At 47.0% G+C, this 12,292-nt stretch carries 12 protein-coding genes; all 12 read left to right on the plus strand.

Features of this window, described 5'->3' with window-relative positions:
* The first annotated feature begins 10 nt into the window (after positions 1-10).
* Positions 11-889 carry a CNNM family magnesium/cobalt transport protein CorC gene (gene corC / locus LG272_RS09750; RefSeq protein ID WP_126759127.1) on the plus strand — a complete coding sequence of 293 codons (879 nt, stop codon included), beginning with the start codon at positions 11-13 and terminating at the stop codon, positions 887-889.
* Positions 890-2,407, plus strand: coding sequence for an apolipoprotein N-acyltransferase (lnt, locus tag LG272_RS09755; RefSeq protein ID WP_404408249.1), 1,518 nt, complete (start codon positions 890-892; stop codon positions 2,405-2,407).
* Positions 2,408-2,470: 63 nt separating this feature from the next.
* A complete protein-coding gene (locus tag LG272_RS09760) occupies positions 2,471-2,662 on the plus strand; it encodes a hypothetical protein (RefSeq protein WP_126759129.1) in 192 nt (63 codons plus the stop codon).
* Between the two features lie 43 nt (positions 2,663-2,705).
* Positions 2,706-5,291 carry a leucine--tRNA ligase gene (leuS, locus tag LG272_RS09765; RefSeq protein ID WP_198678573.1) on the plus strand — a complete coding sequence of 862 codons (2,586 nt, stop codon included), beginning with the start codon at positions 2,706-2,708 and terminating at the stop codon, positions 5,289-5,291.
* A 3-nt stretch (positions 5,292-5,294) separates the two neighbouring features.
* Positions 5,295-5,783 (plus strand): LPS assembly lipoprotein LptE, encoded by a 489-nt coding sequence (gene lptE, locus LG272_RS09770; RefSeq protein WP_126759131.1) that lies wholly within the window; start codon positions 5,295-5,297, stop codon positions 5,781-5,783.
* Between the two features lie 5 nt (positions 5,784-5,788).
* Positions 5,789-6,808: a DNA polymerase III subunit delta gene (gene holA / locus LG272_RS09775; protein ID WP_126759132.1), complete on the plus strand. Its 1,020-nt coding sequence runs from the start codon at positions 5,789-5,791 to the stop codon at positions 6,806-6,808.
* Entirely contained in the window at positions 6,805-7,434 is a 630-nt protein-coding gene (gene nadD, locus LG272_RS09780) for a nicotinate-nucleotide adenylyltransferase (RefSeq protein WP_126759133.1), read from the plus strand. The genes holA and nadD overlap by 4 nt, the downstream gene beginning before the upstream one ends.
* A gap of 83 nt (positions 7,435-7,517) precedes the next feature.
* Complete coding sequence (gene rsfS / locus LG272_RS09785) at positions 7,518-7,841, plus strand: ribosome silencing factor (RefSeq protein WP_126759134.1); 324 nt, start codon at positions 7,518-7,520, stop codon at positions 7,839-7,841.
* Complete coding sequence (gene rlmH, locus LG272_RS09790) at positions 7,841-8,311, plus strand: 23S rRNA (pseudouridine(1915)-N(3))-methyltransferase RlmH (protein WP_404408253.1); 471 nt, start codon at positions 7,841-7,843, stop codon at positions 8,309-8,311. The genes rsfS and rlmH overlap by 1 nt, the downstream gene beginning before the upstream one ends.
* A 1-nt stretch (position 8,312) precedes the next feature.
* The gene (gene mrdA, locus LG272_RS09795; protein ID WP_404408255.1) at positions 8,313-10,187 is read left to right on the plus strand and encodes a penicillin-binding protein 2; all 1,875 of its coding nucleotides are present in this window, start codon (positions 8,313-8,315) and stop codon (positions 10,185-10,187) included.
* Positions 10,174-11,283, plus strand: coding sequence for a rod shape-determining protein RodA (gene rodA, locus LG272_RS09800; protein ID WP_126759137.1), 1,110 nt, complete (start codon positions 10,174-10,176; stop codon positions 11,281-11,283). Before mrdA ends, rodA begins: the two co-directional genes overlap by 14 nt.
* 20 nt (positions 11,284-11,303) lie before the next feature.
* The gene (gene mltB, locus LG272_RS09805; protein ID WP_404408257.1) at positions 11,304-12,290 is read left to right on the plus strand and encodes a lytic murein transglycosylase B; all 987 of its coding nucleotides are present in this window, start codon (positions 11,304-11,306) and stop codon (positions 12,288-12,290) included.
* The last annotated feature ends 2 nt before the right edge of the window (positions 12,291-12,292 follow it).

Consider the following 12,292-nt stretch of genomic DNA (forward strand, 5'->3'; position numbering starts at 1 on the left):
AAAACAGCACATGAGCGATGATAATCCACACTCTACCAACGGTTCTGCGCGTAAAACGTGGGCAACCAAATTGTTGCAACTTTTTACCGGAGAGCCGAACAGCCGCGAAGAGTTAGTTGATTTAATCCAAGACGCCGAAGAACGCGACTTAATTGACAACGACACCAAAGAGATGATCGAAGGTGTACTTGATGTCGCCGAGCTTAAAGTTCGCGATATTATGGTGCCGCGGTCACAAATGGTGACCATTGATATCAATCAAAGCGTCGAATCGTTTCTGCCTATCGTGATTGACTCGCAGCATAGCCGCTACCCGGTTGTGAGTGAGAACAAAGATCACGTCGAAGGCATATTGCTCGCCAAAGACTTGCTCGCTTACGGATTTGGGATGACCGACCATGAGTTTGCCTTATCTGAAGTGATCCGACCGGCGGTGATTGTTCCCGAGAGTAAGCGCGTTGATGTGCTGTTGAAAGAATTCCGTTCTCAACGCTATCACATGGCCATTGTTGTCGATGAATACGGCGGTGTGTCAGGCCTAGTAACCATTGAAGATATCTTAGAAGAAATAGTTGGTGAAATTGAAGACGAAACTGACTACAACGAAGATAATAAAGCTGATATCCGACGTATTAATAAATCCCGATATTCCGTCAAGGCTCTAACGACTATTGAAGACTTCAATGACTACTTCAATACAACTTTTGGCGATGAAGAATATGACACCATTGGTGGCATGGTTGCGCACGGATTTGGCCATTTGCCGCAAGTTGGTGAAGAACTCACGCTAGGTGGTATTTTATTTAAAGTCACCGGTGCTGATAAGCGTCGAATTCAACAACTTCAGGTAACCATGACGGATGCCACTAACGTTGTAGATGCCGACTAGATGAATACTCGCCGAATTGTTGCGTTGCTGCTCGGTGGCAGCCTTATATTCAGTTACGCACCTTTCTCACAAGCTTGGTTGGTACTACCTGTTCTATTCGGGTTACTACTGACAACTCGTCATGCGACACCTTACATGGCATGGCGCATCGGCTTTTACTTTGGCTTGGGCTGGTTTAGTACCGGACTAAGTTGGATTTATGTGAGTATTGATCAATTTGGCGGTCTGCCGGTTATTGCCTCCATTGCGGTGCTAGCCGTATTATTTCTGTATTTAAGCCTGTTCCCTGCCCTCGCACTCTTTCTTTGGAAATATTTTGAGCGCTGGCTTGGCGTATTTGCGATAGGAATTCTACCGCTCACATGGCTCGTTAGTGAATCGATTCGCAGCTGGTTTCTCACCGGCTTCCCGTGGCTTGAACTCGGGTACACACAAACCGACGCCTGGCTTGGTAATTATGCGCCATGGTTAGGTGGCGTCGGAATTACGGTTATCCTGTGGTCGATTGCAATTTCACTGTTTTGCTGGTTTGAACAGCAACGCAAAGAGTTTGGACTCGTCGCCTTTGGCTTACTTATTATTCCATTTGCCCTTCCGTGGGTTAGCCCCATTAAAACAACCGGTGAAGAAGCTCGGGTATTGTTAGTGCAAGGCAACATAGAACAGTCTGTTAAGTGGAATCCTGACCAGCATTGGCAGTCACTCATGACTTACTTGGATTTGAGTCGTCCGCATTATCCAACCCATGACATCATCGTTTGGCCAGAATCGGCCGTTACGATGCCAGAGCCGTACACCGACGATGTTCTAAAGAATATTCACAAAGCGTTGGTAGACACGGATACTACGTTGATTACCGGTATTATTGATTACCAGAACAGTCAGTATTTTAATACCATGATTGTATTGGGGCTTGATGCGCCTTATCAACCAGTTGAACCATACGCGCACGGTCACACCAATCGTTATCAAAAACATCAGTTACTGCCAATCGGTGAGTTTGTTCCATTTGAAGATTTATTACGACCGTTGGCACCGCTGTTTGATTTACCGATGAGTTCATTTACTCGCGGCGATTATGAACAGGCGAATTTACGCGCCAAAGGATTCCACCTCGCGGGTGCTATTTGTTATGAAATTGCTTTCCCTGCGCAAGTGCGTGCCAACGTTTCCGCCAGTACCGACTATATTTTAACGGTGAGCAATGACACGTGGTTTGGTGCCTCGCATGGTCCGGCACAGCACATGCAAATTGCCCGCATGCGCGCACTTGAGTTGGGCCGCCCTTTGTTGCGGGCAACCAATAACGGTATTACAGCAGTAGTCGACGCCTTTGGAAACGAATTAGCTCGTGCACCTCAGTTTACCTCAACCGCATTAAGTGCCGAAGTGCCGATGGTTCGTGGGCAAACGCTGTATCAACTGTTTGGTTCTATAGGAGCATGGTTAATCGCTGTTTTAACGGCATTAGTCAGTACGTTGATAGCACTTCGTCGTAGTCAAGCACGCTCAAAATAAGTAAACTAAGCTCATTCAATCTCGTGTATTAAACTTTTATCAATCTCAGCATGGAGAATCGCCATGGAAAACTTTATTGCCGCTTTATTATTTGCTGTTTTAGTTGGTGCAGGCTCACTCGGTTTAACCAGTTTGGGTATGTTCGCTTTTCACCGTAACGAGAATCGTGACGAGCAACAGCGTGAGCGTCTCGAGTACGCATTCTTTGGCGTTGTCGGTATCGTTGTCATGCTCATGATGTGGTACGCACTTTAATCAAATAATAAGCAGTTGAATGGATAGCCAGATGTCAAAAAAAATAGCGGAACAATATGATCCAGCGCTTGTTGAACCAGCCGTTCAACAACGTTGGGAACGTGACCAAGTATTTAATGTTACTGAAGACCCAAACAAAGAGAAGTTTTATTGCTTATCAATGTTCCCTTACCCAAGCGGTAAGTTACATATGGGTCACGTACGTAACTATACGCTTGGCGACGTGGTGGCCCGCTATCAACGTATGCAAGGTAAAAACGTATTACAGCCGATGGGTTGGGATGCGTTTGGCTTACCCGCAGAAAATGCAGCTATCCAAAATCAAACCGCACCGGCGAAATGGACTTATCAAAATATTGACTACATGCGTAATCAATTAAAGTCCTTGGGCTTTGGTTATGATTGGTCGCGTGAAATTGCCACCTGCACACCTGAGTATTACCGCTGGGAACAATGGTTTTTCACCAAGCTATTCGAAAAAGGTTTGGTATATAAGAAAAATGCAACAGTGAACTGGGACCCAGTCGATCAAACGGTACTAGCGAACGAGCAAGTTATCGATGGTCGCGGCTGGCGTTCAGGGGCGATTGTCGAGCAGAAAGAAATTCCACAGTGGTTTATTAAGATTACTGACTATGCGGAAGAATTGCTGGCTGATCTTGACCAACTCGAAGGTTGGCCTGAGCAAGTGAAAACCATGCAACGCAACTGGATTGGCCGTTCAGAGGGTGTTGAAATTGACTTTTCAATTGCCAATAGTGAGCGTCAGTTAACCGTCTACACCACACGTCCAGATACGCTTTTTGGGGTGACCTATATGGCGGTAGCGGCACAGCATCCACTGGCCCAAGAAGCAGCAGCCAACAACCCCGAACTTGCCGCGTTTATCGAATCCATTAAGAACACAAAGATGGCTGAAGCTGAGCTGGCAACCATCGATAAGAAAGGCATGGATACTGGCGTACGCGCTATTCATCCAATGACAGGCGAAGCGATTCCGGTCTGGGTCGCCAACTTTGTGTTAATGGACTATGGCTCTGGTGCAGTCATGGCAGTACCAGCGCACGACCAACGCGATTGGGAGTTCGCTACGGCTTACCATTTGCCAATTCAGGTCGTTATCGATCCGACATCTGGTGATGAAGACATAAACTCGGGTGCGATTACGACGAAGGGCACAACGATTAATTCAGGCGACTACAACGGTTTATCCAGCGACGATGCCTTTAATGCCATTGCGGAACACCTAGAGCAACGTGGTATTGGTCGTCGCCAAGTAAATTATCGCCTGCGCGATTGGGGCGTTTCGCGCCAGCGCTATTGGGGTGCCCCAATCCCAATGTTAAACTTGCCAAACGGCGAGTCTGTACCGGTTCCTGAAGATCAACTTCCTGTGCGTTTACCAGAAGATGTTGTCATGGATGGCACTACGTCGCCCATTAAGGCTGATGAGAATTGGCGTAAAACAACCTATCACGGCGAGCCTGCGGAACATGAAACCGATACCTTTGATACCTTCATGGAATCTTCGTGGTACTACGCGCGTTACTGTAGCGCCAATTTCCACGATGGCATGCTGAATCCAGAACAAGCAAACTATTGGCTACCCGTCGATCAATACATCGGTGGTATCGAACATGCGATTCTTCATCTATTGTACGCTCGCTTCTTCCACAAACTGTTGCGTGATACTGGGTTAGTGAGCTCAGATGAGCCGTTCAAGCGTCTATTAACCCAAGGCATGGTGTTGGCCGACAGCTACTTCCGTGAAGATGCATCCGGCAAAATCACTTGGTACTCACCGCTGGATGTTGAAATTAGCCGTGACGAAAAAGGTCGTATTACAAAAGCGATTTTGAAAACCGATGGTCAGCCAGTGCAGCATGGCGGCATGACTAAAATGTCAAAATCAAAAAACAACGGCATTGACCCTCAGGTGATGATCGACAAATACGGGGCAGACACTGTACGTTTGTTCATGATGTTCGCGGCACCACCAGAAGCAACGTTGGAATGGGCGGATTCTGGAGTTGAAGGTGCACAACGATTCTTGCGTCGTGTTTGGCGCCTCGTCGCAGATTTCGTAGAGGTTGCTGAACAACCGCGTAGCCAAGCATGGAGCGAGTTAAACGAGACTCAACGCGAGTTACGCCGTGAAGTCCATCGCACGATAGCTAAAGTAACTGATGACATGGGTCGTCGCCAGCACTTTAATACCGCCATTGCAGCCGTAATGGAGTTATTGAATCGCCTGCAGAAAGCGCCACTTGAGAGTGATTTAGATCGCGGCATTATGGCTGAAGCGCTTGACGCAGTGGTACTCATGCTAGCACCGGTGACGCCGCATCTGAGCGAAGCACTATGGCAAGCCCTTGGCCACAAAGACGATGTGAACTTTGCCGTTTGGCCAGAGTTTGACCAAGAAGCATTAGTTGAAACGTCGATACTGGTTGTCGTTCAGGTGAACGGTAAGGTTCGCAGTAAAATTACAGTGCCTGCTGATGCCACTCAAGAACAAGTTACTGAGGTTGCATTAGCCGACGAAAACGTTCAGAAATTCATCGATGGGAAAACGATTAGAAAACAAATTTACGTTCCCGGCAAACTGTTCAACATTGTGGCGAACTAACTGATGCGTCATTTGATACTGAAATTAGCCATCTTACTTATTGCCACAGCCTTAACTGGCTGTGGCTTTCAGTTACGTGATAATTATCAGTTGCCACCTGCAATGCAAACGATAAGCATCGAAGCGCCCGCTTTTAGTGAGTTTAAACAAGTTTTAGAGCGTCGCTTAAACCTCGCTGGCGCGCAAGTTGGAGCCTCGCAGCAAAACGGTCTAGTCATTGAAATTCTTGATGATACTCTCGACCGTCGCACGCTATCGTTGTCACAATCAGGCCAAGTTGCTGAGTATGAGATGATTTACACTGTGTACTATCAGCTCATTGAACAAGGTGAAGCGTCTGGCCGACAGCAAGTTGATGTCTATCGCGATTATCAAGACGACCCTAACTTTGCCTTAGCGAAAACTCGCGAGCGTGAAATTCTCGTTCAAGAAATGCGTGAAGAAGCTGCTCGGTTGCTATTACGTCAAACAATTGCACACCTAACGGAGTAGCCTCGATGCAACTCACACCAGCACAACTGCATGACCAATTTTCTCAGCGAGGTTTGCCGGCAGTAATCAGTGTGTTTGGTGATGCGCCATTGTTAATCGATGATGCGCTACAACAGCTACGAAAAATTGCGCGCGAGCACGGCATCGATGAACGGCAACGACATGTTCAAGATAACCAGTTTGATTGGCGACTGCTAGCCGATCAAAGCGCCAGCATGAGTTTGTTCTCAAGCCAAAAGCTCCTTGAACTGGAGTTACCTGAGGGCAAACCCGGTCGCGAAGGCGCAGATGCACTGCGACAATATGCTCAAGCGCCTCTTGATGAGCAGATACTGATTGTTATCGGGCCCAAATTAAAGCAAGAGCAACTTAAGTCTAAGTGGTATAAAGATTTAACGGCAGCTGGTCCAGTAGTTAATGCTAATAGCCCTGATCGCGCCAGCCTACCAAGGTTTGTTCAACAGCGTGCGCAACGCTACAATTTGCAATTGCAACCAGAAGCCAACCAATTACTCGCCAATTGGTTTGAAGGCAACTTATTAGCGCTCGATCAAGAATTGCAAAAGCTGGCACTGACCGATTTACCACAGCCAATTTCAGCTGAATCGATTCAACAAGCTGCGCAAGATCAAAGTCGTTTTAACGTGTTTGCGCTGCAAGAGGCAATATTGCATGCCGATCTCAGCAATGCCCTTCACCGCCTTGCTCGATTGCTTGAAGACGACGTTGAAGAAGCCATACTCAACTGGATGTTACAACGCGAATGGCAACTCGTTTGTACGCTTAAGCACGCTGATAATTTTGCCGATACCTGTCGTAGAAATGGCGTTTGGCGTAATCAAGAAGCTCCCTATCGAAATTTTTGTCACCGCATGTCACCACAGGCAATCAGTAAGGCCGCAGAGTTATTGGCGCGCCTTGAGTACGCATTCAAGCGCGATTCTGGGGAAGATTATGGAACCTTGGCAACGCACCTAGTCACTCTATACTGTCACCCCGATGCAGTGAGTAGGCTTCCACAATGATGCGAGCTATTTTGGGGGGCACGTTTGATCCGATTCACTGGGGACATTTGCGTTCGGCCACCAACGTCTGTGAACAAATACATAGTGACCACTTAATTTTGTTACCTAGTGCCCAGCCACCGCATCGAAGTTATCCTGGAGCGACCGCTGAACAACGATTCGCTATGGCAACGCTAGCAGCTACCGAAATTCCCAGTTGTTCCGCCGATAATTGGGAACTACTGCAATCACGAAAATCGTACACCCAATTAACCTTAGAACAATTTCATCAGCGCTGGCCAACAGATACCTTGGTATTTATTCTTGGTGAAGATGCTTTTGCCGGTTTACAAAGTTGGCACAACTGGGAGCATTTGCTCGATCACGCCCACTTCGTGGTGATGCGGCGCCCTCATTCGCATAACGTCTTTAGCGAATCTCTGCAACGGTGGTTAAACAAGGTACAAGTAAAGCAACCAGAATCACTTCATCAACGCGCCAGCGGTTGTGTCTATCTCGCTGAAACGCCAGCGTTTGATATATCAGCAACGGCAATTCGTAACGCGATTCAAATTGACCAGCCATGGCAACATCTCGTGCCAAGTTCGGTTGCAAACTATATTCAAACACACCAACTCTATCGTTAGCTGATTTTTACTATCGCTTCGTGGTAAACTACGCCAGTTTTATGTCATTATTTTATTAGCCGATTTATTGGAGTGTGGAACTCTTGCAAGCAGAACAATTACGCGATTTCGTTGTAGAAAAAGTTGAAGACCTTAAAGGCCGTGACGTTAAAGTACTTGATGTTCACGATCAGACTGATGTTGCTGAATATATGATCATCTGTTCAGGTAACTCAAAAACTCATGTACGTAGTATCGCCAACTATGTTGCAACTGAAGCGAAACACCACGGCGTCGCCCCACTTGGTGTTGAAGGCCACGAGCACTCAGAGTGGGTTCTTGTTGACCTCGGTGACGTGGTTGTCCATATCATGCAAGAATCTATTCGCGACTTCTATGAGCTTGAGAAGCTTTGGGGGCGTAAGTAATGCGTATTCGGCTGATTGCTGTTGGGCAAAAAATGCCCGATTGGGTCAGCACCGGTTATCAAACCTACGCCAAACGTTTTCCCGCTGATTGCCAGCTTGAACTGATTGAAATTGCTGCAGGTAAACGCGGGAAAAACGCTGATATTCCACGCATTCTTAGACAAGAAGGCGAAGCCATGTTAGCGGCGGTTGGAAAAGGCGATCGCATTGTCACGTTGGAAGTGACGGGAAAAAGCTGGACCACCCCGCAATTAGCGCAGCGGTTGGAATATTGGCTCATGGATGGACGTGACGTCAGTCTGCTTGTCGGCGGGCCAGAGGGTTTGGCTCCTGAATGTATCGCAGCAGCTGACGAGCGTTGGTCTTTATCAGCGCTGACTCTACCACACCCTCTCGTACGTGTGCTGATTGCCGAAAGCTTGTACCGTGCATGGAGTGTGACAGCTAACCACCCTTATCATCGCGAGTAATATGAAGCAAAAACGCGTCACCATTCGAGATCATCATGCTGAATCAGCGCTGTTTGGGCGTCGTGTTTTTGTTAGTTTAATTATCGTCGTTATCGCTTTTGGCGTGTTATTTACCAACATGTATCACCTACAGGTAGTTGACCACCAAAGTTTTCAGACGCGCTCAAACGACAATCGAATAAAAGTTGTTCCGTTAGCCCCGAATCGAGGTTTAATTTACGACCGTCGCGGTCGCATACTCGCAGAAAACCGTCCGGTTATGAGCCTCGAGGTGACCCCTGAGAAAGTCCAAAACTTGGATCAGACACTGTCTGCACTGCAACAATTGCTTGAAATAGATCAAGAAACGATTGATGAATTTCATGAAAGCAGACGGCGCGAGCGACGCTTTAATCAGATTATTTTATTAGATAGGCTGACCGAACAGCAGGCTGCAAGGTTTGCTGTGCGTCAGCATGAGTTTCCAGGGGTAAGTATTGAGGCTCGTCTAGTTCGACATTACCCTTACGGCGAAGCGATTACGCACGCCCTTGGATACGTTGCAAAAATTAATCGTAATGACTTAACTAAATTACGTGGAGAAGACAAGCAAGCCAACTACGCTGCTACTCGAGTGATTGGTAAACTTGGAATTGAGCGCTACTACGAAGAATTACTCCACGGCACCATTGGATATCAACAAGTAGAAGTTGATATTCACGGACGAAATATTCGAACACTTTCTGTTGAGCCCCCAATACCGGGACAAGATCTCCACCTCGAACTTGATGTGGAATTACAGCAATACGCATTCGACCTTTTGGGTAACGATCGCGGTTCGATCATTTTGATGGATCCTCGCGATGGCGCCATTCGCGCTATGGTGAGTAAGCCTAGCTATGACCCGAACTGGTTTGCCCAAGGTATCTCGTTCGCGCAGTACCAAAGCTTACTTAATTCACATCATTCACCGCTACTGAATCGTTCAACTCAAGGTGGTTACCCTCCGGCATCTACCGTCAAACCCCAGCTTGCTGTATTGGGACTTGAGCAAGGCACAATTACACCCACAACTCAAATTTGGGATCCCGGCTGGTTTCAAATCGACGGCGTTGATCATCGGTATCGCGATTGGTTAGCTTGGGGACATGGTTGGGTTAACGTCACCGACGCGATTGTTGAAAGTTGTGATACGTTCTATTACGACTTAGCTTTAAAACTAGGTATTGATACGATTCATGACGATATGATTCGGTATGGATTTGGTGCACGCACCGGTATTGATATCGCTGAAGAATCAGCCGCAGTGATGCCGTCAAGAGGCTGGAAGCGTGCTCGCTTCAATCAACCTTGGTACGCGGGTGAAACAGTTTCGATTGGCATTGGTCAGAGTTATTGGACAACCACACCAATACAGTTAGCTGTTGGTACATCGGTTTTAGTTAACAAAGGGGAACGACCCGTGCCACGCTTGCTACACGCTATCCAAGAGGGCGAAGTGGTGCTACCTGCAGTTGTTGAGAATCGTGAACCCGTTACCTTAACCAACCCTCGTAATTGGGACGTAGCATTACGCGCGATGAATTTAACTGTCAGTTCAATTAAGGGTACCGCTCATAGCTCGTTCCGAGACGCAGCGTATACAAGCGGCGGTAAAACGGGCACAGCACAGGTTCGAAGCATTGGGCAAGAAGAAGAATATAACGCCGAAGAAATTGATGAACGATATCGCGATAACGCGATGTATGTTGGTTATGCGCCAGCTGAGGATCCTGAGTTAGTTGTTGTTATTGCCGTGGAAAATACCATCGGCGGTGGTGGCAGCGTTGCCGCACCGATGGCTCGTAAGTTACTCGATTTCTACTTCGAACAGGAACAACGTTATGCGCAGCAATGAGCAAAATAACAATTGGCTGCAACGTTTTCATATTGATGGCCCGCTCTTTTTAGGGCTGCTCGCCTTGGCTATTCTGAGTCTAGTCACCGTTTATTCAGCGAGTGGCCAAGACCTTGCGATGACCGAGCGACAAGTCATCCGCATTGGCCTTGCATTCACAGCAATGCTGGTAATTGCGCAGATTCCGCTTGGTGTTGTTGAACGTTTCTCCCTTCCGCTATTTGCCATCGGTGTCGTATTACTACTTGGTGTACTCTTGTTCGGCGAGTCCAGTAAAGGAGCACAACGTTGGTTAAATCTCGGAGTTGTAACAATTCAACCCTCCGAAATAATGAAGCTTGCCGTACCCATGGCCATTGCTTGGTTTCTTGCTGAACATGGTATTCCACCGACCAAACGTCGCATGGCTGCTGCCTTTTTGTTATTGATGGTACCAACCCTGATGATAGCCAAACAACCAGACTTAGGTACGTCAATCCTGATTGCAAGTTCTGGTGTTTTCGTCCTGTTTTTATCTGGAATCAGCTGGCGTTTAATCACATTTTTTGCTGCGGCGTTAGGTGCATTTATTCCGGTACTCTGGTTTTTTCTGATGCATGGATATCAACGCCAACGTGTGTTGACGTTCTTAGACCCTGAACGCGACCCTTTAGGTGCTGGCTACCAAATTATCCAATCCAAAATTGCCATTGGCTCGGGTGGTGTTGAAGGCAAAGGGTGGCTTCAAGGAACGCAATCGCAACTCGAATTTCTTCCTGAGCGCCATACCGACTTTATTTTCTCTGTCTTTAGTGAAGAATTTGGTCTGGTTGGTGTTATCGGCCTTTTCTTACTCTATGGATTCGTCATTTTTCGCGGCATGATTATTTCGATGCGCGCACAACGAGTCTATCAAAAATTACTTGCTGGCAGTTTAACCTTGACGTTTTTTGTTTATGTTCTTGTAAATATCGGCATGGTATCAGGCTTATTGCCAGTTGTTGGTGTACCCTTACCGCTGATTAGCTACGGAGGCACCTCCATGGTGACTTTGCTAGCAGGTTTTGGTTTACTGATGGCGATTGCGACGAATAAACGTTTAGTCATGCATGATTAGCGACAAAAGGAATACAATTCATGGGTAATTTCAGCAAAGCACTGGCACTCACCTTTTGCAGTGCGCTTAGTTTTATCAGCCACTCTGCGTTGGCAAATTCCGATTACCAAGAACAACGTCAGCAATTTATCGAACAAATGGTTTCCAAGCATGGTTTTCAGCGCAATGAAGTTGAATCACTGCTCGCACAGGCGTCGCGTAATGAAACTATTCTTGAAGCCATTGCGCGACCATGGGAAGCCAAACCATGGTACCAATACTATCCAATTTTTCTCACCGAGAAACGTTTGCAGGCTGGATTGAAATTCTGGCAGCAACATCAGCAAACACTCACTCGTGCTGAAGAAGAATTTGGCGTACCGGCAGAAATTATTGTAGCGATAATTGGCGTCGAGACGTTTTATGGCGAATATCGCGGTAAATACAGTGTATTAGATGCACTTTATACTTTAGGTTTTCATTATCCGCCGCGCGCAAAGTTTTTTCGCTCTGAGCTCGAGCAATTTATGCTGTTAACCCGCGAAGAGTCGTTGCCAGCGCGCGACCTAATGGGATCCTACGCGGGAGCCATGGGCTATGGGCAATTTATTTCATCATCATATCGGCATTATGCAGTTGATTTCGATGGCGATAATATCCGTGACCTTTTGGGTAATCCAACGGATGCTATCGGTAGTGTTGCCAATTACTTCGCTGAACATGGCTGGCAGAAAAATGAGCCTGTGGCGATAAAATTAGCCACATCGCCAACTCATGCACAGCTGGTGAATAAAGGGTTAAAGCCAGAATCTTCAGTTGCAGAATTGAAACAGAAGGGTCTAGAATTACCAGAAAATAGTGCCGTGACGGCGCAAGCCAAAGCCAAAGTATTTGAGTTTGAGTTAGCGGAAGGCCATGAGTACTGGCTGGGATTCAATAACTTTTATGTTATTACCCGATATAACCATAGCCCGTTATACGCTATGGCCGTCTACCAACTTAGTCAACAACTAAAACAAGCGCGCTAAGA

The sequence above is a fragment of the Pseudidiomarina marina genome (assembly GCF_044807045.1).
Lineage (GTDB): Bacteria > Pseudomonadota > Gammaproteobacteria > Enterobacterales > Alteromonadaceae > Pseudidiomarina > Pseudidiomarina marina.